Consider the following 20,640-nt stretch of genomic DNA (forward strand, 5'->3'; position numbering starts at 1 on the left):
TAATGGGTAAAACACCGCTTAAGATGCTTTCAAAATATAGAATGTAGAAGCTTGGATTTAATTTAGACAAACTACAAATAAGGGATTGATACGGTTCAAGTATTCTTCATTCTTTATGTATCCACGAATAAAGTCTTAATAATCCAAACAAAATACAAGTTTTGATAGAATTGATGTATTGGGATAATAATCGAAATTTGAACTGCGATTTATAATTCGTAATTGAACTTTCGTAATTGATAATTGGCAGTATCTACGCTCCAATAATCCGTCATTTGAACTTCGTATTTCGTAATTCATATTTCGTCCCGCGAGTACGCGGTATGTACGCAACGCTCCCATAATCCGTCATCCGTAATTCGTAATTCGAAATTCGTAATTCGCAATTAATTTAACCTTCTTCCATTTTGCTTGTTCCTTATAAAAATATCTAAATAACATGAAACAACGTACTATTGAAGTAGTCGTTCCACCTCCGGAACCCCATTTTGTGGGAGATGGTTTTAGAGTACATAATTTTATACCGAGTGCGTATCGATTGGATATGGAACGGATGAGTCCGTTTATTATGTTGGACTATGGTTCGAAACATTATTTTCCACCTACCGATACTCCAAGGGGAGTAGGAGTGCATCCTCACCGGGGATTTGAAACAGTTACGATTGCATATAAGGGAAAAGTTGCCCACCACGACAGCGCAGGAAACAGTGGAATAATTGGTGAAGGCGATGTGCAATGGATGACTGCAGCGTCAGGAGTGCTACATAAAGAATACCATGAAGAAACGTTTAGTAAAAACGGAGGTGATTTTCAAATGGTGCAACTGTGGGTGAATTTGCCGGCAAAAGATAAAATGTCTGCACCTAAATATCAGGAGTTACAACATTCAAATTTGGGCGTTTTTGAGTTGCCTGATCATAAAGGATGTATTGAAATTATAGCAGGCCATTATGGAGATGTTAAGGGTCCAGCCATTACGTTTACTCCTTTAAATTTAATGAATGCTAAATTGAAAAAAGGAAGCCATACGGCATTTGCCTATCCTGAAAATTATAACACGGGTTTATTGGTCATCGAAGGGAGCATTAAGTTAAATCAATCTGAAGTAATTCCCGAGAACCACTTTGCATTGCTAAATAATGATGGAGAATCATTCCATATAGAGGGATTAGAAGATAGTATTGTGTTGATTTTAAGCGGATTACCTATTGATGAGCCGATTGCAGCGCATGGCCCTTTTGTAATGAATACAAATCAGGAAATCGCCCAGGCTTTTCAGGATTTCCACCTTGGAAAATTTGGTCACCTGGAAGCTTAGTGCGCCAGCTTGCAAATAAAATTGCGATTAAACCCTGTATTTTCTTGATTTCACAAAATATTATTCTATCTTAGCCGTTGAAAAGAGGTAAATTCAATTTTTTATTTGTTAAAACTCGTAAAAATGGCTGATAAATTGGATAAAATAGATGTAAAGATTCTGAATCTATTACAGGAAAACAGCAAAATCACCAATTTGGAATTGTCCAGAAAAATTGGTCTTTCTCCCGCTCCAACTTTAGAACGTGTAAAAAAATTAGAGCAACTTGAAATCATTGAGAGTTATCATGCCAAAGTAAACCCTAACAAAGTTCAACTCAGCATAAGTACCTTCGTTTTGGTCAACCTGGCATGGAATAAACCACGGGCCATGGAGAGCTTTGTCGATAAAATTAAAGGAATTGAAGAAGTTACCGATTGTTATGTAATCACCGGGGATGCAGATATCCTAATGAAGATTGTATGCAAAGACATTCAATCATACGAAATGTTATTATTTAAAAAACTTTCACAAATAGAAGAAGTTGAACGATTGAAAACATTGATGAATCTATCAGTGGTTAAAACTTCTAATAAGCTTCCTATACATATCGAGGATTTGGATTAATCCTTATTGGTTTATCGCAATCAATTATGTCATTTAAATCTGGTTTGCTGTGGCAGATAAATTCAGGCAGTAATCCAGCTTCCTATCTATTCGGTACAGTCCATCTGCAAAGTCCAATCTATACAGATCATCTTCAATTAATTACTGAAAAAATTAAATCCTGCAGTTTTTTTGGAGCGGAAGTGGATTTAGATCGAATGGAATCTTCGGATCTTCAACATTTTTTTAAATTACCGGATTCATTGAATTGGTCATCTTATTTGCGACCCGGGCAATGGAATAAAATGCAGCGGATCAGTTTGCAGCGATTTGGTATTGATCTAAATCAATTTACAGGGATGTTTCCAATGATTGGATTGAATCAATTGAGTTTACAACTTATTGGTCGGAGTCTTGAAAAATCTCTGGATCAGCAATTATGGGAACTAGCCAGACAATGTGATCGGCACATGATCGGATTGGAAGATTTTGATATACATTTCAATATGATTCGTTCCATTGATTTACAGGATCAGATTAAAATGATTCGGGAGTTATTTAATAATCTGGAGCGTTCCAAGCGCAAATACCAAAAAATGATCTCTGATTACAATGATCAGGACATCCGGGCAATTTACAAGAGTAGCAGAAAAATGCTTGGAAAATACCGTCATTTGATGCTGAACCAACGCAATCAATTGATGTTGTCGAAAATGCTGGAATTAATGAAAACTGATACTGGTTTTTTTAGTTGTGGTGCAGGGCATTTATACGGAATGGAAGGATTACTCCGCTTGTTAAAAAAAGCTGGCTTTGTTTTGCAACCTGTGAAACTTTTAGCTGTTTAAGGAGTGAGGTTTTTGATTTGATTTCTTCAGATCAATTTGTTTAGCTAATTCTTATGAGAGCAATAATTTACGTTTTCTTAGGCTTGTTTTTATTTATTGGATCAAGTCATGGTCAGGATAAGTTCACCATCAGTGGATATGTTCGAGAATTTGGTTCAGGTGAAAGTATGATAGGGGTGAATCTTTATTTAAAAGAACAACCAAGTATTGGAACAGTGAGTAATACTTATGGTTTTTATTCCATAACACTCGAAAAGGGAACACATACCTTGCTGTTTTCTTATCTGGGTTATGTGCCGGTAGAATTACCAATTACTTTAAACAAGGATACTTCGATTGAAATCAACATGAAATCCGGAGTACTTATGGAAGAAATAGAAGTGAGTGCAAAAAATCCAAGACAGAATATTGAAACTACGGATATGGGTACTATCGATGTGTCTATGGAGGCGATGAAAAAACTTCCAGCCTTGCTGGGTGAGGTAGATTTATTGAAAACGCTGCAGCTATTACCAGGAGTTTCATCTGCAACAGAAGGTACTTCAGGAATTTATGTCCGGGGAGGTGGTCCGGATCAAAATCTAGTACTTCTTGATGAAGCCATCGTTTATAATACAGGACACTTGTTGGGATTTTTTAGTGTATTTAATTCAGATGCTATAAAAAACACTTTATTAATAAAGGGAAACATACCGGCAAACTATGGAGGAAGAATTTCTTCAGTGATTGATGTCCAAATGAAAGAAGGAAATAATGAAGACTACGTAGCAGAAGGTGGCATCGGATTGATTTCCAGTCGCTTTACGGTGCAAGGACCAGTTCAAAAGAAGAAATCATCTTTTATTGTTTCAGGAAGGAGAACCTACGTGTTGGATCTTGCACAACCATTTATTAATAACACAAAATTTGCAGGAAGTAATTATTATTTCTATGACCTCAATACCAAAATTAATTATCAGTTGAGTCAGAAAGATCGGATTTATCTCAGTGGTTATTTTGGTAGGGATGTGTTTAAATTTTCAAATCAGGAAAGAGGTTTTGAAGTCGAGTTGCCCTATGGAAATGCCACAGGAACTTTTCGATGGAATCACTTATTTAAGGACAATTTGTTTTTTAATCTGGCTTTGATTGCCAATAATTATAAATTTGGATTGCATGGCGGTCAGGAAGAATTTCAGTTTAATGTAGATTCCGGTGTTCGTGATTATTCAGCGAAGGCAGATTTGGACTATTATCCAAATCCTTCGCACCAGATAAAAATGGGAACCCGGTATACTTATCATAAGCTTTCTCCAAATGTGGTAAACGCAACCAATGGAGAAGTGAATTTTTCAACAAGTTTTAAGCCAAAATATGGACATGAAACGGAGTTGTATGCCTTGGATGACTGGACTATCTCCAGAAAATTAAAATTAAATATTGGGGCACGTTTATCGATGTTTAATCAAACAGGTCCTTATCAGTCTTCTGTTGATAGCACTCAATATTCCCGTGGAGAACTTGTTAAAACCTACATTGCACCGGAGCCAAGAATTGGAATGAATTATACGGTTTCAAGATCCGCTTCTTTTAAAGCCGGGATTTCTGTATCCAATCAATACATTCATTTGGTAAGTAATTCAGGAAGTACCTTGCCAGCCGATATTTGGGTGCCCAGCACAGAAACGGTCAAGCCTCAACATGGAATTCAATATGCGATCGGGTATTTTAGAAATTTTTTAGACAATGCAATTGAAACTTCTGTAGAAACCTATTATAAAGATCTACGCAATCAATTGGATTATAAAGAATCGTATGTAGAAAATTTTTCTGCAGAAATTGAAAATGAATTTGTTAGTGGAAAGGGGAGGGCTTATGGAGTTGAGTTATTTGTCAAAAAAAATAAAGGAAAATTGACGGGTTGGGTTGGGTATACCTTATCAAAAACGGAACGATGGTTTGATGAAATTGAAAACGGACGCGTTTATCCGGCAGTTTACGATCGCCCGCATGACCTGGTCGTTGTGTTTAATTATGAGTTTGCAAAAAATTGGCAGGTATCAGGAAACTTTATTTATGCTACTGGAAAAAGTTATACGCCTATTAAAAGTGTATTTTTTATAGAAGGAAAACCCAATATTGAATACGGAGATAGAAATAGTTTGCGTCTTGATGATTATCATCGTCTGGATATTTCTTTTATTTACGAAAAACAGGAGAAGCTAAGAAAGCCTTTTCACAGCAGCTGGGCATTTAGTATTTATAATATATACAATCGGAAGAACCCGTTTTTTACTTACACGGATTTTCAATCAGATGTTTTTACAGGCAATGCTTCAGCAAAAGCTTTAAAAGTATCACTGTTTACTATTATACCGTCTGTAACCTGGAATTTTTATTGGAACGCATCTAAATATTTTAAATGAGATCTTACAATTTAGTTTTACTCTTTTTGTTTATTGTCCTTTTTATGAATTCTTGTGAAGAAGAATTTATTCCAGCAGAATCTGTTTATGAAAAGGAATTGGTCATTGAAAGTTATATTGAAAAGAGCGATGCAGCCCTTCCAGTTTATGCAATTTTGACCTACTCGCTTCCTTTTTATTCTTCATTCAATATCGATGTTATTAATAATTCGTATGTTAAAGATGCTGATGTATCCGTTTTCGATGGCAAAAACAGATATACCTTGCCACAATTGTGCTTGAATGATATTCAGGAGCCCTTGCGAAGTGACATCATTAAAAACTTTGGTTATAATCCGGATAGTTTTAAAACCGATTTGTGTATCTACGTAGATTTGTCAAATTCGATTCCCGTTGAAGCAGGTACAAGCTATGAATTAAGAGCAATTACAAATGGCGACACATTGTATAGTACAACTCAAATTCCTGATTTAATTCCTATCGACAGTTTTTGGTTTGATAAACCTGCAGGAAAAAATGCAAATGACACCTTTGCTCAATTATTTTGTATAATAAGTGACATCCCAAATCAAAAGGACTATTATCGCTATTTTACAGCTGGGCAAAATGAGCGCTTAATTCCCAATGTAACTTCTGTTACGGATGATGTATTTTTTGACGGGCAGAAATTTAAATTTACTTTGTCTGAAGCCATAAGCAGGGATGAAGACTTTGGCGATAATTCTGGTTTATTTAAAAGAGGGGATACCGTCTTGATTAAATGGTGCAATATTCCTCAAAGTCATTTTGATTTTTGGAATACATTAGAGACCAGCGCGACTCGGCAAGGTCCATTTGCATCTTATGTAAGAATTAAGGGAAATATCGAAGGTGGACTTGGTATCTTTGGCGGTCAAAATTGTAAAAACTATACCATATACGTGCCTAAAAAATAAAGAAATGTCAAAAACCAACGAAGTCATACTCAAAGTGGTAATGGATGAGGAGAATATTCCATCTGAAATATATTGGAAGGCGGAAAATCAACAACAAGATTGGGAAAAGTGTAAAGCATTTTTATTATCCCTATTTGAAGAAAAATCAAAAGGTACTTTGAAATTGGATCTATGGACTAAGGATTTTCAATTGGAAGAAATGAACCAGTTTATGTATTACACGCTGTTTTCACTTTGCGAAACCTATATGAAGGCAACACAAAATCAAAACATGGCAAACCAGTTTATGAGTTTCGTTAACTATTTTGGAGAGGAAAATGAAGTCATCGAGCGTAAAGATTCTTGAAATATATGAATTTCGCCTCCAGTAAAACGAATAAATCGACTTCACTTACCGCTGAGAATCAAACCATCATTTTTCGACTTACTGCATTATGGGCATTGAATGAATGTGGTTTGGGAGGATTTTTACATGCACTCAATGTGCCTTTTACCGGACTTATCATAGGAGGAATTGCTGTAGCACTGATAAGCTTTATTGCCCATTTTTCGGCAGTCAATAAGGGTATCATTCTGAACTCCCTGATTATTGTTTTGATTATAAAGTTGCTGATGAGTCCACACTCAAGTGTAACTGCTTATTTTGCAGTAAGTTTTCAAGCAGTCTGTGCACTGATCTTCTATAGGATTTTAAATATTAATTTAGTAAGTATTTTGCTGGTATGCATATTGACATTTTTAGAATCTGCATCACAGAAATTAATTACGCTTACTGTGGTTGGTGGCATGAGTTTTTGGAATGCTATTGATGTATTTGTTGAAAATATTAGTAAGCAATTATTTACCACTGAGATTACACATGCTTCACTTTGGTTGGTAGGAATCTATTTTTCAATCTATTTTGTTTTTTCAGTATTGCTGGCTTTTTTTATTTATAGTTTACTTGAACAGTTCAAGAAAATGAATATTTCAAGTAGGGACAATCCTTCGTTATGGCAATTTGAAAATGTAACCGTAGCAAAACCTAAAAAACAAAAACCAGTTTGGGTTAGGATCATTTTATACTCCGGAATTATCATTTTTGTAATCTTGACTATATTTATTTACAATAAAGAACAATTTTACAACAGTTTTTTACTTTACTACTTTGCCAGAACTGTTTCAGTTATTTTGTTTTGGTATTATATTGTTATGCCTTATGCAATGGCATTCGTTAGGAAATTTTTAAACAATAAGATTCCAGCATACCAAACGGAAGTTGATGAAATTATTGAATTATTTCCAAAGCTTCGTTTGATTGTTTACTATGCCTGGAATCAAACAACAGATTATAAAGGTTTGCGTAGATTAAAACATTTTTTTACAATTACCTTGTTTGAAATTATTAGTTTCAAATAATAATGGCAATTTATGTCCTTACCGGTGAAATTGGCTCTGGAAAGACATCCACTTTGTTTAATGCAATTGCAGGCCAAACAAAAGTAGGTGGGTTTCTGAGTCCAATTGAAAATCAAATTCGCCAATTTTATTTTATACAAAATGGACTTTACATTCCGATGGAATCGATTGGAGCGCATTCTAAAGCGGACTTAGTTGTAGGTAAATATATTTTTGATTCAAGTGCATTTCATCATGCGAAAGTTCAATTTGCACAGGATTGGGATTCAAATCTAAAATTATTAGTTCTGGATGAATTTGGTCCATTGGAATTTAAAAATCAGGGATTGCTGCCTGAACTAAATCCTTTTTTAGTAGAATCTCAAGAAGCAGAAAACCAAACTATATTGGTAGTGGTCAGAAACACACTTTTGGAGTCTTTTGCTAAATCTTACTCGGTGAATCAAATAATTTATAAGGATGATGTTGCTGATTTTTTTCGAAGAGTTCTCGGTTAGACCCAATTGTTATGCTCAATTAGAGCACATTAATTTAAATGATGACTCCAATGTTCTAAATCCATTTTTGTATTTATACCTTCCAGCAACTTAGGTTCATTAATCTCCAGCATCAAGGTATTCACTGATTGCAAAATAAGTCTTGGAGACTTTAACTTACTATGATATTGAGATTCTATTGCTGATGCTGTCGTATATCGATAAATACTGCACAAAGGAAAAGGATCACCGGTGTTTGGATTTCTATAAGCTATTGCGTCGTATGGCGCTTGATTATGTGAAATTAAATTTTGAATTTGAAGCTCATTAATAAAAACAAGATCAACGGCAACTACTAACCAATTTGCCTTATTGTTATATTGAAATGCGCGATAAATCCCTTCAAGCGGTCCAGTGTCATCGGATTGATCTGGAATGATAGCGTCTGCTTTAATTTTTGGAATTTGTTCTTTACGACAAGAAATAAATACCTTTTTGCAAAATGGATTAAGTTGATCAATCCACCATTTATATAAGGGTTTATTATCTTTTAGTAATAAATATTTATCTTGTCCGAGTCGACTGCTGACCCCACCGCATAAAATAAGTCCGTAAAGTGACTCGTTCATGAAAATTGAATCCGTTGTGCTCCACAATAAATGTTTGCACTGTGTGTTTTTAAAAATCCGATCAAGCTCATTCCCATTGCTTCTGCTGTTTCAACTGCTAAGCTGGATGGAGCACCCACTGCGGCAACAATAGCAGTCCCCGCCATAAAAGCTTTGTGAATCATTTCAAAACTGGCACGGCCACTTAGCACTACTATCTTATCATCTAAAGGAACAAGTCCATTCTCTAATGCCTTTCCAATTAATTTATCCAATGCATTATGTCTTCCAACATCTTCAGCTTTGTGAAGTAGTTTACCATCCGTGTCAAATAATCCGCAAGCATGTATGCCACCCGTTAATCGAAATAATTCCTGATCTTGATTCAGGGTGTTTATTAAGCCAAATAAGGTGTTTCTTGATATGATTGGCAGTTCTTTTTTTAGTAAAAAGGAACAATTGTCAAGTACTAAATCAATACTGGTTTTGCCACACACTCCACAACTGGAGTTTGTATAAAAATGTCGGTCCAGTTGGTCAACATTAGGCAAAGCATTTGGTTTCAAGTGAACAAGAATGGTTTGCTGTTCAACTACCTCCCCAGAGCAACTGAAACGAAATTCAAAACGCTCAATGTCAGTGGATGGGTGTAACAAAATGCCTTCAGTGTATAAAAAACCACGAACCAGATTTTCATCATCTCCTGGAGTTCGCATGGTGATTGAAATGGTTTTATGAATCGGTTTGCCATTTTTAAAATATACCAATATAATTTCAAGGGGCTCCTCTGTAGCTACATAATCCGTTTTAAGCTCCAGATTCTCAGTCAGCTTATTTACTGATTTTACCCGATACCCTATATTAGATGAAATCAACATTTGGTTGCATTCGGATTTGGAAAATTATTTGATTCATCTTCATTGGGCCTGTCTACAAGACATTGGTAATCTTTTTCCACCAAAACGTATAAATAATCTTCTCCTTTTAACAAAATACGTGCATCAAAACCAATTTGGTCATCAGCAAACCATTGGGAAGCGATTGACAAGGGTACATAAACCCGAATATGATTGTTGATAAAAGTAACACTTATTTGTTCATGATCTGCCTGAATCAAAGAATACCGAAGGCAATCAGAGTTTTGATCTGAAAAGTTGACGCATTCTTCGATAGATCCATATTGTTGAAAACTGGCAACTTCCTTTTGACTTAAACGCAATCGAATTGAGTTTTTATTGGTGCGTAATTTCATATTCTTTATTTTTACTAAATTAGCAAGATGAAATCCAAAACAAAGATATTCTTAAGTCTGTTGTTAATGGCTACTATCTCAACAGCTCAAACCAATTTCAGTTTTACAAATCCTGATTTTCCTTCTTTATTGAAAGGAAACTTTGATCCCGGATCCTTTCCCAAACGGACGGTTGTAGCTGATCTGCAATTGGCAAATTATCTAATTGAAAAGATTCAAGCGGATTCTTTAAAGTACTTTTTAAGTCAATTGGTGGCTTTCAAAAATAGAAATACAATTTCAGATGATCAATCCAGGGAATCCTGGGGTATTCGTGGGGCCCGGAATTATATCAAATCCAATTTAGACAGATGGGGTCTTAATAACGGGACGAACGGTCCTGTTATCATACATTCAGAATTTGAATTTGACTTCGAAATGTGTGACAGACTTCGTCATGCCCAGCTCATGGCAATGATTCCAGGAGTTGGTGCTTTGAAAGAAGAGCTGGTAATTTTGGAAGCTCATTTGGATAGCCGTTGTGAAAATAATTGCGACACCACGTGTGTTGCAGAGGGAGCTGATGATAATGGAAGTGGATCTGCTCTCCTAATTGAACTTGCCCGGGTATTGTCTCACATAGAATTGAATCGATCCGTTTTGCTTATTTGGATTACGGGAGAAGAACAAGGTTTGGGAGGATCTACCTCATTTGCTGAATATTGTAAACAAAATGCCATTAAAATTAAATCAGTTTTCAACAATGATATTGTTGGTGGAATTGAATGTGGCATTACCTCATCGCCCCCCGGATGTCCGGGACCCTATCTTTATGATAGCATTCGTTTCAGGGTGTTTTCAGCGGGAATTACCAATAGTATGCCCAAAGCCTTAGCCCGATTGTCCCGAATCCTTGTTGAAAATAAACTTGCTCCAATTATGCCAAATGTAACCAAAATTGATGTGATGTTTGGTGAAGATCGATCAGGAAGAGGCAGCGATCACATTCCTTTTAGAGAACAAGGATATCCTGCGATTCGTTTTAGTTCGTCTTACGAACACGGGGATGGAAATCCTTCACAGGCAGGGTATTCAGATCGTCAGCACAGTACCCGGGATGTACTCGGTCAAGATATCAATGGAGACGGTTTGATAGATAGCTTTTTTGTAAACTTCAATTACTTACGTAACAATGCAATCGTCAATGCAATCTGTGCTACCAATTCAGCCAGCAATGCATTAAATCCGTTTGTATTGACCACTAAATCGGAAGTGCGGGCACTTTCAATTAAAATTGAAAATCCACAGTCAGCCCGAAAATTTGTTTACGGACTTCGCAGAATTAATAGTTCTTTCTTTGATACGATGGTGATTAGTAACTTGTCTGAGTTGACGATTTCAAATTTGAATCCAACACAGTATTATGTTTCAGCCTGTGGAGTTGATAGTTTGGATTGGTACAGTATGTTTAGTCAGGAATACATCACGCGGGTTTTAAGCGCAACTGAGGAAACAATTAAAAAGCTTCCTGTGGAGTTGGTTCAAAATAAACCCAATCCATTTGACGAACTGACCTTGATTCCAATTATAGTAAATGATTTAAACTATATTAAAGATGCAAAACTGGTTTTTACATCAGAATCAGGGAGTGTTTATAAATCCATTCCATTAAATTTGAAAGAAGGAATCAATGAAATATTGTATGATTATCAATGGAATCAATATGCATGTGGTACTTATTATTACTCTTTAGTTATTAATGGAAATGTATTTGAAACTAAAAAGATGATTTTGATAAATTACTAAATGCAATGTGGATCGTTTTTATAAATTGATTTGCATTTATGAAATCTTCTTCAATCAATTTACAAGCTATTTGCTTGTATTGGATGCATAGAGATTAAAATAAGCCGCTAATCACACCATTTTCATCGATATTTATTTTTTCAGCAGAAGGCTCATCAGGCAAGCCGGGCATCCGCATCATTTCACCGGTGATGGGTACAATAAATCCAGCGCCTGCAGCAATTTCAATTTGTCGTACAGTCAAAATAAAATCTCTTGGGCGTCCGATTAAATCCGGATTGTCAGAAAGTGATTTCTGTGTTTTAGCAATGCAAACCGGCAATGTTGACAAGTTAAGATTTTGAATCCGTTTAAGATCAGCTTTAGCTTCAGGGGTATATTCAACTCCTTTGGCACCATAAATTTTATTGGCTATTGCAAATATTTTTTGTTCTGGTGTCCAATCCAATTCATAGCAAGGAATAAACTTTTGATTCCAGTTGTCAGCAACATGGGCAACTTTTTCTGCTAATTCGATCGCACCTTCACCACCTTTAGCCCAAACTTCTGAATAAACAGCCTCTGCACCATACATACTGCTCCTTTCTTTGATAACTGCTAATTCTTCCGGTGAATCGCTTACAAATTTATTGATAGCAACAATTGCCGGTAAATTAAATTGACGGGCATTTTCGAGGTGTTTTTCAAGATTCGCGCATCCTTTTTCAACAGCCTTAGGATCGGGCTCTGATAAGTTTTTTAATGATTTTCCACCATGATATTTTAAAGCGCGAACGGTTGCAACGATCACTGCGGCATTGGGTGACAATCCAGCTGCGCGGCATTTAATGTCTAAAAATTTTTCAGCACCAAGGTCAAATCCAAATCCAGCTTCTGTAACAACATACTCAGATAAAGACATTCCCATTTTTGTTGCAATAATGGTGTTGGTTCCTTGGGCAATATTTGCAAATGGACCTCCATGAATGATCGCAGGGTTTCCTTCAATGGTTTGTACTAAATTTGGTTTAATGGCATCCTTTAATAAGGCGGCCATAGCACCTTCAGCTTTCAGATCTTTAGCGAAGATTGGTTTTTTATCCCAGGTAAATCCAATGAAAATATTACTTAAACGATTTTTTAAATCATTGAGATCTTTGGATAAACACAGGATGGCCATGATTTCAGAGGCCGCTGTAATGTCAAAACCGGTTTCTCGTGGGATGCCGTTTCCTGTTCCTCCTAAACCTATCGTGATTTTTCTTAATGAGCGATCGTTCATATCCATAACCCGCTTCCAGGCAATGGTGCGGGCATCCAGACCTAATCCGAATTTTTTATTTTGAAGGTTATTGTCGATTAAAGCGGCCAATAAGTTATGTGCTTTTTCAACTGCCGAAAAATCTCCTGTAAAATGTAGATTGATATCTTCCATAGGAAGCACTTGTGACCAGCCACCACCTGTAGCACCGCCCTTAATCCCAAATACAGGTCCTAAGGAGGGTTCCCGGAGTACAACCGTGGTTTTTTTACCGATTCGGTTAAGACCCTCAGCCAGTCCTATCGAAGTTGTGGTCTTTCCTTCGCCTGCCGGAGTAGGAGATATAGCAGATACCAAAATCAATTTACATAGCTTTACTTTTTCTTCATCGATCAGTTCCAACGGAAGTTTAGCTTTATTCGAGCCATATTGTTGGAGAAGATCTCCCTGAAGGTTTAATTTTTCAGCTATTTTTGTGATTGGTTTAAGCGTAATTGATTGCGCTATTTCAATATCCGACTTAAGTTTTTCTGAACCCATTATATATGCATTATTTAGACGGTCTTTGTACATCAAAAATGACACCAATTGTAGTTCTCTGCTTGTTTTTTATGTATTCATGTAAAAACAAAGAGATGAAAACATCCATCCCCAAGCTGATGACCTATGATACCATTCCACAGGAAAAGGTTCATTATCCTCAGGAAAAGCATTTAAAAAATATCAAACAACTCACTTTTGGAGGAAATAATGCAGAAGCTTACTGGAGTTTTGATGGAACCATGCTGACATTTCAATCTGATTATGCAGCCTGGGGTGCATCTTGTGATCAAATTTTCTATTTCAATCCATTTAAAGACGATTTGGCTAAAGAAAAACCTCATTTAATTTCAAAAAGAGGTGGCAGAAATACCTGTTCTTATTTTATGCCGGGAGACTCAATGATAATTTATGCGTCAACGCACAGAGACAGTGCAGAGTGTCCTCCAGTTCCTGAACGAAAAGTTGGTGGGAAGTATGTTTGGCCTATTTATGCATCCTATGATATCTACGTTTCTGATTTACGCGGAAATACAAAAATGCAACTTACCAATATAGAAGGTTATGATGCCGAACCAACGGTTTCACCCAATGGAACCAAAATAGTTTATACGGCTTTGAGACAAGGAGATTTAAATTTATGGACCATGGATATCAATGGGCAAAATAAAAAACAAATTACCTTTTTGCCTGGCTATGATGGAGGTGCATTTTTCTCTCCGGACGGCAATAAAATTGTATTCAGAGCTTCGAGACCACCAACTTCAGAATTAAGGGCTGAATATTACGATCTTTTAAGACAAGGCTTGGTGCAGCCAACAGAAATGGAACTATTTGTTTGTGATTTGGAAGGTGGACATTACCAACAAGTCACCAAATTAGGAAAAGCAAATTGGGCTCCGTTTTTTCATCCTTCCGGCAAAAAAATCATTTTCTCTTCAAACCACGCAGGTTCGAAAGGATATCAGTTTAATTTATATATGATTAATTTAGATGGAACAGGACTGGAACAAATCAGCTTTGATCCGATATTCGATTCTTTTCCGATGTTTTCTCCTGATGGGAAGTACCTTGTTTGGTCATCTAACCGAAATAATGGAGGTACCCATGATACAAATCTCTTTATGGCAGAATGGGTAGATTAATTGAGTTGTTCTTGATTAAATAAAATACCTTTTTTAGCATCGTAACTGGCCACACCAGATTGTAAATACAATTCTTTTTTATAAGGATATTGACGTGCATCAATGATATAAACCTTGCAGCCTATCGCTTTTCGCAACTCATCATTGGATTCTCTCCAGCACATTGCCAGTTCTTCTGTAGTTTCGTCATAATTTTTTTTCCACTTTCGTGTAAACATCACCTCCAAATACATTATTCCATTTCTGAAATTAACCAGGCGACTGGACAAACCATAATTAATTCTATAGACGACATCAGATTTTAAGAGATGTTTGCGGTTTATTTCTTTGATATTGATAGCCATAAACCCAATGGCACATAAATTATGCCATTTTTATAAACAGGCTTGGGTATAAATATCTTTAATTAATTATATTATATTGATATACAGTTAAATATAAATAATAATATTAAATAATATGTTTTTTAAACAGCACCCTAAACTATCGATAAAAGGCTTAGTTTTTGATGATTGACAAGCGTTTAATGAACTGCTTTTGAGAATTTGAAAAAACCACAAAATAATATCCGGGAGATAAGTCCTCTAAATTCCAGCTTGTACCGCTAGTTTTCAAATTCAAATTCGTATGCTTAACCAGATGGCCTATGCTGTTAAAGATTGAGCAATCAATTCTATCGAGCTTGGTATCAGAATGAATATTAATAAACGCATTGAAAGGATTTGGTGAAATTGAAATTTGATTGTGATCAAACGCATCTGTTGCACTAATCTGGCTGCAATTAGGAGATTGATTGCAATACGATCTTTTAGCTAAACTGCAATCCAGCACAAATGGATTGGGTTTTTGGTCTTGATATTTTGCAATGAGATACGTTCGGGTCCATTCCAAAGAATCTGTCGGGTCTTTTAAATGCCAATCACATAAAGTAGGGCGCATACTTTCAAAAAAACTTCGGTCTGCCTGCAATTCATACATGGTAAAAAAATAAAAAACTGCCCTTGCTACATTGCCTTTATGATCTTCCCGTGGTTCAAAAAGTCCGTTAATGGATTCACTGTATTCATCAATTAGCTGGGTTGGGATGGTCGACTGAACAAACGATTTGTAAAACCAATCTTCCGTTTTTTGATCACTGATTTCGCCATAGGGATAATTGCTTCGGGCTTCATTGACTGCGGCACGTGCAGGAAATAAATGGTGCATATCAGATCGGGCATTTCCATTGTCAGCTCCTTTGCTTTGAGGAAATGTGTGTTCGCAATTGATGCCATTTGCATTTCCATTTTTAGATAAATATCCAATGGGATCAGAGGATGCCGGACTCAAGTATAAAGTGTGGTGTGTATAAACGCAGGAAACGGAGTCATGAACATTGTAAATTTCCTGATACATTTTTAACCTTGCATTTGAATAATCAAGTACCGTTGCTGGTTTATATTCCTGTACCAGTTTGTTGATTAAAACAAAGGATGTATCATTTGGAAAAATTGAAATTTGCTTAAACTGTGCAACGCTAATTTCAAATTGAAAAATAACAAGCCCAAAGTATAGAATAGAACGGAATCTAAAATTAAACATAGTGTAAAGATCGCATCTTTATTTAATTTTACCGGGTGAATATTGAATATTTCAGAAACTATTGTCTGGCTTTAGACTTTGTTGAAGAATGCTTTCCGTTTGGACCGGATGCATTGGTTTTAAAACTTAAAGGTAAAATATTTGCAATTACCAATTTGAATGATGAATCATTTAAAGTTAATTTGAAATCCGATCCTGAAAAAGCGCTACAACTTCGTGAACAATATGATGAGATTCAACCAGGTTTTCACATGAATAAAAAACATTGGAACACAGTAAATTTTGAATCCAGACTTTCAGATAAATTTTTAATCGAACTTATTAATGAATCATACGAATTAGTGCGCAAATCCTTGCCTCTAAAAGAACGGTTTTAGCGGATGAAAGAAATAGATTATTTAATCGTAGGAAGTGGAATTGCAGGTTTATGTGTTGCTGAATGTTTGAATGCTGTAACAAATTCCTTTCTTGTAATTGACAAGCAATTACCCGGAGCCGCCAGCATTGTTAGTTCGGGATTGATCAATCCTGTTACAGGGAAACGATTTGTAAAGTCCTGGAATTTTAATGAAATTGAAACAAGCTTTCTTGCATTTTATAAAGACTTGGAAAGAAGACTTCAACTTGAATTTTTTTCTGAAATTCAATTGCTGGAAACTTTGCATTCTGCTGAAGATGAAAATCAATGGCTCAGCAGAACAGTTGATCCGGACTATATAGAATACATGGGATCATTGGATACAAATAAAATTGATGGTTATAAAAAAACAGGATCGGGGGTATATGGAAAAATCAAAAAAGCATATCGTATTGATGTTGAAAAATTAATGCCCAGATGGATTGAAATATTGAAGCAAGAAGATAAATTGATTCATGAATTGTTTGATTACAATACAATTCAAATTAAAGAACAATTTATACTATGCAATTCAATCAAAGTCAACAAAGCAGTTATCTTTTGTGAAGGGCATCGTTTGATAAATAATCCATATTTTAATTGGCTTCCATTATTTTCTTTAAAAGGGGAGTGTCTAAAGTTTTATAGCAAAGGCTTGCCGCAAGATCAAATTTATAAATCATCTTATGCCGTCGTGCCGCAAGGGAATCACAGGTTTTGGTGTGGTTCAAATTTTGGATTAGATGATTTGGATTCTAACTGTACTTCAAATGAAATGTCAAAGCAATGGAATTTTGTCAAAGAACACGTTGAAGCAGATGTAAACCTAATTGACCATTATGCAGGAATTCGACCTGCGATTAGAGACAGAAGGCCGGTTCTTGGATGCCACCCGGAAAATTCAAAATTGGTAGTTTTTGGCGGATTAGGCACGAAGGGCTTTTCTATTGCTCCGTATTGTGGGCTCGCTTTGAAAGAATATCTTATAAATTCAAAACCACTGCCCAAAAGCATACATATTAGCCGGTTTCTTAAAAAATTCTATCAAAATCATCCAGAATCCAAATAAATGGCCCTATCTGAATTTTGACACCCCTTATTTTTTTAATTGGATTATTTTTGCAGCTCTAAAAAAAAGAACATGGTTCTTGGTATACTAAAGGAAATCAGAGAAGGCGAAAAACGGGTATCACTTAATCCACAAATTGCTAAACAATTTATAGACAAAGGCTTTCAGGTTATACTTGAAAAATCAGCCGGTGTAGCCTCTTCCTATAGGGATCAGGATTATGAACAGGTTGGAGCAAAGGTAGCAGCATCTAAAGCCGAGTTGCTACAAACCTGTGATCTGGTTATTAAAATTAACCCACCAGGATTGGAAGAAATTAAGCAGGCCAAGTCAGGCTTGGTTTGGTTGAGTTTACTTTATCACCTAACCAATACTGAATTAATCCAAGCCATAGCAGCCGCCAATCAATCTGCTATTTCAATGGATGCGATTCCAAGGATTTCAAGGGCTCAGAGTATGGACGTGTTAAGCTCTCAAAGCAATTTGGCTGGTTATAAAGCAGTTTTATTGGGCGCAGACCAAATGACAAGAGCATTTCCCTTAATGATGACCGCTGCAGGTACCGTCAGCCCGGCGAAAGTCTTGATTTTTGGAGTTGGTGTTGCCGGATTGCAAGCCATCGCAACAGCAAAACGACTCGGAGCTGTTGTTGAAGCTACGGATGTTCGCGCAGAAACGAAAGAACAAGCTGAATCCCTGGGAGCTAAATTTATAACCGTTAAAGATGATGGTGTTAAAACCGAAGGTGGTTATGCCAAAGAGGTCACTGCAGAATACTTAGCAAAACAAAAAGAAGCGGTAAACAAGAGCTTGTTCAATGCAGATTTAGTAATCACAACTGCCTTAATACCAGGCAAGAAAGCGCCTCTTTTAATAAGTGCGGAGCAGGTGTCTAAAATGAAATACGGTGCAGTTATTGTGGATATGGCCGCTGAACAAGGCGGAAATTGTGAATTAACCCAAGATGGAAAAGTGATTGTTGAGCATGGAGTCAAGATTGTTGGAATCAATAATCTGGCTTCCAGTTTAGCTACAAATGCCAGTGAACTGTATGCAAAAAATGTATTCAATCTTTTGATGCACCTGGCAACTAAAGATGGATTTAAAAATGATCGCGAAGAAGAAATAACCAAAGCGACCTTAATTGTTGAAAACGGAAAAATACTAAGAGCCTAATGCAAATACTGGAATTTATTAGTACACACATTCAAACCATTTACCTGGTTATCTTGATGATATTTGTAGGAATCGAGTTGATTTCACACGTGCCTTCTGTGTTGCACACCCCTTTGATGTCTGGGGCCAATGCAATCCATGGTGTTGTGATCATTGGAGCGATCATCGTAATGGGACAAGCGGAAGAAACGCTTCATTTGATTTTGGGCTTTATTGCTGTGATACTAGGTACTCTCAATGTTGTAGGAGGATTTGTTGTTACAGATCGCATGTTGGAAATGTTTAAGAAAAAGAAATGATGGAGCATTTATTGGAGGTAATTTATTTGATAGCAGCCGTCACTTTTATGATTGGCTTGAAAATGTTAAGTAAGCCAGATTCAGCAAGAAAAGGCAATGGCATTGCAGCATTTGGAATGGTTCTGGCCATTTTTGCAACCATTTTCATTTACCGGGATGCCAACGGAATGCACCTTAAAAATTTAATGTGGATTTTCCTGGCCCTGGTTATTGGCACCGTGATCGGATATTTAATGGCAAAACGGGTCCAAATGACCGCCATGCCTCAAATGGTGTCATTTTTTAATGGAATGGGTGGAGCCTGTGCAGCAATCATATCAATTATTGAATTTGGGCATTTGGAACACGGATTGCCTGAAGATTTTTCTTCTAAAATCACCATCATCCTTGCTGGTCTTGTCATTGGTACGGTTTCATTTGCTGGCAGTATGATTGCTTTTGGCAAACTTGAAGGAAAAATCAATGATTACAGCGTTCCCGGACAGCAATTTTTTAATGTTGGCTTGTTATTGGCAATTTTTGTTAGCTCCATTTTATTTGGAACAGGTGTAATTAGTGGAAGTTTATGGTTTTATACCATCCTGGGTCTTTCTGTTTTATACGGCTTATTGTTTGTATTTCCAATTGGAGGAGCTGATATGCCGGTGGTGATTTCACTTCTAAATTCATTTACAGGAGTTGCAGCTGCATGCGGTGGATTTTTATACGACAATTATGTAATGCTCATAGGAGGGATATTAGTGGGTTCTGCAGGTACGATTTTGACTGTTGCCATGTGTACTGCCATGAATCGATCCTTACTCAATGTTTTGGTAGGTAATTTCGGTGGCAATGCTTCGGCAACAGGCGGAAGTTCCAGCCAAGGCTCAACCAAGGAAATCTCCCTTTCAGATGCTTCAGTTTTAATGAAATATTCTAAAAAAGTTGTCATTGTGCCAGGATATGGATTGGCCGTGGCACAAGCTCAGCATATTTGCCATGAATTGGAATCCATCCTAGAAGAAGAAGGTGTTGATGTAAAATACGCCATTCATCCGGTTGCAGGCCGTATGCCAGGTCACATGAATGTATTGTTGGCCGAGAGCAACGTGAGTTACGACCGTTTAATTGAAATGGAAGAAATAAACCCCGAGTTTTCATCTACGGATGTGGTCTTGGTGGTTGGGGCCAATGATGTAGTCAATCCGGCTGCGAAAACGGATCCATCTAGTCCAATTTACGGAATGCCCATTTTAGAGGTTGAGGATGCAAAAAACATAATCATACTGAAAAGGTCTATGAAAGCAGGGTATGCCGGTATTGATAATGAACTGTTTTATAAGCCAAAAACCTACATGCTTTTTGGGGATGCGAAAGACTCATTGACAAAATTGGTGAGTCAAATCAAAGCAAGTTAATCATTCAGAGTACGAACATAAAGGAAGGAGCTTTAAGATTTCATTAAGGATTCCAATCAAAAATTACCTAAAACAGCTCCCCGCTACACTAAAGTTAAAAAATATATTTATAAACAGCTGAATATCAGGAAATTAATTAATTAAAAAAAATTAATAAATATTTCTTGTATTTGAATATTGCTTATA

The 20,640-nt window shown here is 36.4% G+C and carries 21 protein-coding genes; 15 read left to right on the forward strand and 6 right to left on the reverse strand.

Annotated elements, in window-relative coordinates; translation table 11 throughout:
• The first annotated feature begins 439 nt into the window (after positions 1-439).
• The 8 genes from IPJ80_12475 (at position 440) to IPJ80_12510 (ending at position 7,986) form a co-directional block, all read left to right on the forward strand.
• Complete coding sequence (locus IPJ80_12475) at positions 440-1,318, forward strand: pirin family protein (protein MBK7914296.1); 879 nt, start codon at positions 440-442, stop codon at positions 1,316-1,318.
• Positions 1,319-1,441: 123 nt separating this feature from the next.
• A complete protein-coding gene (locus IPJ80_12480; GenBank protein MBK7914297.1) occupies positions 1,442-1,924 on the forward strand; it encodes an Lrp/AsnC family transcriptional regulator in 483 nt (160 codons plus the stop codon).
• A gap of 26 nt (positions 1,925-1,950) precedes the next feature.
• Positions 1,951-2,751 (forward strand): TraB/GumN family protein, encoded by an 801-nt coding sequence (locus tag IPJ80_12485; protein MBK7914298.1) that lies wholly within the window; start codon positions 1,951-1,953, stop codon positions 2,749-2,751.
• Positions 2,752-2,804: 53 nt separating this feature from the next.
• The gene (locus tag IPJ80_12490) at positions 2,805-5,156 is read left to right on the forward strand and encodes a TonB-dependent receptor (protein ID MBK7914299.1); all 2,352 of its coding nucleotides are present in this window, start codon (positions 2,805-2,807) and stop codon (positions 5,154-5,156) included.
• Positions 5,153-6,091, forward strand: coding sequence for a DUF4249 domain-containing protein (locus IPJ80_12495; protein ID MBK7914300.1), 939 nt, complete (start codon positions 5,153-5,155; stop codon positions 6,089-6,091). Before IPJ80_12490 ends, IPJ80_12495 begins: the two co-directional genes overlap by 4 nt.
• 4 nt (positions 6,092-6,095) lie before the next feature.
• Entirely contained in the window at positions 6,096-6,437 is a 342-nt protein-coding gene (locus tag IPJ80_12500; GenBank protein MBK7914301.1) for a gliding motility protein GldC, read from the forward strand.
• 5 nt (positions 6,438-6,442) lie between these two features.
• Positions 6,443-7,489, forward strand: coding sequence for a hypothetical protein (locus IPJ80_12505; GenBank protein ID MBK7914302.1), 1,047 nt, complete (start codon positions 6,443-6,445; stop codon positions 7,487-7,489).
• Positions 7,490-7,491: 2 nt separating this feature from the next.
• A complete protein-coding gene (locus tag IPJ80_12510; GenBank protein ID MBK7914303.1) occupies positions 7,492-7,986 on the forward strand; it encodes a hypothetical protein in 495 nt (164 codons plus the stop codon).
• Positions 7,987-8,015: 29 nt separating this feature from the next.
• Here the strand turns inward: IPJ80_12510 and IPJ80_12515 are convergent, their stop codons facing one another.
• Genes IPJ80_12515 through IPJ80_12525 form a run of 3 tightly spaced genes read right to left on the reverse strand, consistent with a single transcriptional unit; the run spans position 8,016 to position 9,825 of the window.
• Positions 8,016-8,594, reverse strand: coding sequence for a molybdenum cofactor guanylyltransferase (locus tag IPJ80_12515; protein ID MBK7914304.1), 579 nt, complete (start codon positions 8,592-8,594; stop codon positions 8,016-8,018).
• Positions 8,591-9,451: a formate dehydrogenase accessory sulfurtransferase FdhD gene (gene fdhD / locus IPJ80_12520; GenBank protein MBK7914305.1), complete on the reverse strand. Its 861-nt coding sequence runs from the start codon at positions 9,449-9,451 to the stop codon at positions 8,591-8,593. The genes IPJ80_12515 and fdhD overlap by 4 nt, the downstream gene beginning before the upstream one ends.
• Positions 9,445-9,825, reverse strand: a complete 381-nt coding sequence (locus tag IPJ80_12525; protein MBK7914306.1) for a hypothetical protein — start codon at positions 9,823-9,825, stop codon at positions 9,445-9,447. The genes fdhD and IPJ80_12525 overlap by 7 nt, the downstream gene beginning before the upstream one ends.
• Before the next feature lie 27 nt (positions 9,826-9,852).
• On the opposite strand from IPJ80_12525, the gene IPJ80_12530 reads away from it, so the two are divergent.
• The gene (locus tag IPJ80_12530) at positions 9,853-11,610 is read left to right on the forward strand and encodes a M28 family peptidase (protein MBK7914307.1); all 1,758 of its coding nucleotides are present in this window, start codon (positions 9,853-9,855) and stop codon (positions 11,608-11,610) included.
• A gap of 94 nt (positions 11,611-11,704) precedes the next feature.
• On the opposite strand, the gene IPJ80_12535 is transcribed toward IPJ80_12530, so the two are convergent.
• Positions 11,705-13,390, reverse strand: a complete 1,686-nt coding sequence (locus tag IPJ80_12535; protein ID MBK7914308.1) for a formate--tetrahydrofolate ligase — start codon at positions 13,388-13,390, stop codon at positions 11,705-11,707.
• Positions 13,391-13,428: 38 nt separating this feature from the next.
• On the opposite strand from IPJ80_12535, the gene IPJ80_12540 reads away from it, so the two are divergent.
• A complete protein-coding gene (locus IPJ80_12540; GenBank protein MBK7914309.1) occupies positions 13,429-14,535 on the forward strand; it encodes a PD40 domain-containing protein in 1,107 nt (368 codons plus the stop codon).
• Here the strand turns inward: IPJ80_12540 and IPJ80_12545 are convergent.
• Complete coding sequence (locus IPJ80_12545) at positions 14,532-14,879, reverse strand: hypothetical protein (GenBank protein MBK7914310.1); 348 nt, start codon at positions 14,877-14,879, stop codon at positions 14,532-14,534. The two genes, IPJ80_12540 and IPJ80_12545, sit on opposite strands and share 4 nt — an antisense overlap.
• 154 nt (positions 14,880-15,033) lie before the next feature.
• Positions 15,034-16,116 (reverse strand): endonuclease, encoded by a 1,083-nt coding sequence (locus tag IPJ80_12550; GenBank protein MBK7914311.1) that lies wholly within the window; start codon positions 16,114-16,116, stop codon positions 15,034-15,036.
• 35 nt (positions 16,117-16,151) lie between these two features.
• On the opposite strand from IPJ80_12550, the gene IPJ80_12555 reads away from it, so the two are divergent.
• The 5 genes from IPJ80_12555 (at position 16,152) to IPJ80_12575 (ending at position 20,454) form a co-directional block, all read left to right on the forward strand.
• Positions 16,152-16,493, forward strand: coding sequence for an MmcQ/YjbR family DNA-binding protein (locus tag IPJ80_12555; protein ID MBK7914312.1), 342 nt, complete (start codon positions 16,152-16,154; stop codon positions 16,491-16,493).
• A 3-nt stretch (positions 16,494-16,496) separates the two neighbouring features.
• Entirely contained in the window at positions 16,497-17,582 is a 1,086-nt protein-coding gene (locus IPJ80_12560) for an FAD-binding oxidoreductase (protein ID MBK7914313.1), read from the forward strand.
• Between the two features lie 72 nt (positions 17,583-17,654).
• Positions 17,655-18,758 (forward strand): Re/Si-specific NAD(P)(+) transhydrogenase subunit alpha, encoded by a 1,104-nt coding sequence (locus IPJ80_12565; protein ID MBK7914314.1) that lies wholly within the window; start codon positions 17,655-17,657, stop codon positions 18,756-18,758.
• Positions 18,758-19,057 carry an NAD(P) transhydrogenase subunit alpha gene (locus IPJ80_12570; GenBank protein ID MBK7914315.1) on the forward strand — a complete coding sequence of 100 codons (300 nt, stop codon included), beginning with the start codon at positions 18,758-18,760 and terminating at the stop codon, positions 19,055-19,057. Before IPJ80_12565 ends, IPJ80_12570 begins: the two co-directional genes overlap by 1 nt.
• Entirely contained in the window at positions 19,054-20,454 is a 1,401-nt protein-coding gene (locus tag IPJ80_12575) for an NAD(P)(+) transhydrogenase (Re/Si-specific) subunit beta (protein MBK7914316.1), read from the forward strand. The genes IPJ80_12570 and IPJ80_12575 overlap by 4 nt, the downstream gene beginning before the upstream one ends.
• Positions 20,455-20,640 lie beyond the last annotated feature (186 nt).

The organism is Saprospiraceae bacterium (assembly GCA_016714025.1).
In the GTDB taxonomy this organism is placed as follows: Bacteria; Bacteroidota; Bacteroidia; order Chitinophagales; family Saprospiraceae; genus Vicinibacter.

Excerpts from the sequence above, each read along its gene's own strand:
- IPJ80_12475 (MBK7914296.1), top strand. The coding sequence starts at position 440 with ATGAAACAACGTACTATTGAAGTAGTCGTTCCACCTCCGGAACCCCAT.
- IPJ80_12480 (MBK7914297.1), top strand. The coding sequence starts at position 1,442 with ATGGCTGATAAATTGGATAAAATAGATGTAAAGATTCTGAATCTATTA.
- IPJ80_12485 (MBK7914298.1), top strand. The coding sequence starts at position 1,951 with ATGTCATTTAAATCTGGTTTGCTGTGGCAGATAAATTCAGGCAGTAAT.
- IPJ80_12490 (MBK7914299.1), top strand. The coding sequence starts at position 2,805 with ATGAGAGCAATAATTTACGTTTTCTTAGGCTTGTTTTTATTTATTGGA.
- IPJ80_12495 (MBK7914300.1), top strand. The coding sequence starts at position 5,153 with ATGAGATCTTACAATTTAGTTTTACTCTTTTTGTTTATTGTCCTTTTT.
- IPJ80_12500 (MBK7914301.1), top strand. The coding sequence starts at position 6,096 with ATGTCAAAAACCAACGAAGTCATACTCAAAGTGGTAATGGATGAGGAG.
- IPJ80_12505 (MBK7914302.1), top strand. The coding sequence starts at position 6,443 with ATGAATTTCGCCTCCAGTAAAACGAATAAATCGACTTCACTTACCGCT.
- IPJ80_12510 (MBK7914303.1), top strand. The coding sequence starts at position 7,492 with ATGGCAATTTATGTCCTTACCGGTGAAATTGGCTCTGGAAAGACATCC.
- IPJ80_12515 (MBK7914304.1), bottom strand. The coding sequence starts at position 8,594 with ATGAACGAGTCACTTTACGGACTTATTTTATGCGGTGGGGTCAGCAGT.
- fdhD (MBK7914305.1), bottom strand. The coding sequence starts at position 9,451 with ATGTTGATTTCATCTAATATAGGGTATCGGGTAAAATCAGTAAATAAG.
- IPJ80_12525 (MBK7914306.1), bottom strand. The coding sequence starts at position 9,825 with ATGAAATTACGCACCAATAAAAACTCAATTCGATTGCGTTTAAGTCAA.
- IPJ80_12530 (MBK7914307.1), top strand. The coding sequence starts at position 9,853 with ATGAAATCCAAAACAAAGATATTCTTAAGTCTGTTGTTAATGGCTACT.
- IPJ80_12535 (MBK7914308.1), bottom strand. The coding sequence starts at position 13,390 with ATGGGTTCAGAAAAACTTAAGTCGGATATTGAAATAGCGCAATCAATT.
- IPJ80_12540 (MBK7914309.1), top strand. The coding sequence starts at position 13,429 with ATGACACCAATTGTAGTTCTCTGCTTGTTTTTTATGTATTCATGTAAA.
- IPJ80_12545 (MBK7914310.1), bottom strand. The coding sequence starts at position 14,879 with ATGGCTATCAATATCAAAGAAATAAACCGCAAACATCTCTTAAAATCT.
- IPJ80_12550 (MBK7914311.1), bottom strand. The coding sequence starts at position 16,116 with ATGTTTAATTTTAGATTCCGTTCTATTCTATACTTTGGGCTTGTTATT.
- IPJ80_12560 (MBK7914313.1), top strand. The coding sequence starts at position 16,497 with ATGAAAGAAATAGATTATTTAATCGTAGGAAGTGGAATTGCAGGTTTA.
- IPJ80_12565 (MBK7914314.1), top strand. The coding sequence starts at position 17,655 with ATGGTTCTTGGTATACTAAAGGAAATCAGAGAAGGCGAAAAACGGGTA.
- IPJ80_12570 (MBK7914315.1), top strand. The coding sequence starts at position 18,758 with ATGCAAATACTGGAATTTATTAGTACACACATTCAAACCATTTACCTG.
- IPJ80_12575 (MBK7914316.1), top strand. The coding sequence starts at position 19,054 with ATGATGGAGCATTTATTGGAGGTAATTTATTTGATAGCAGCCGTCACT.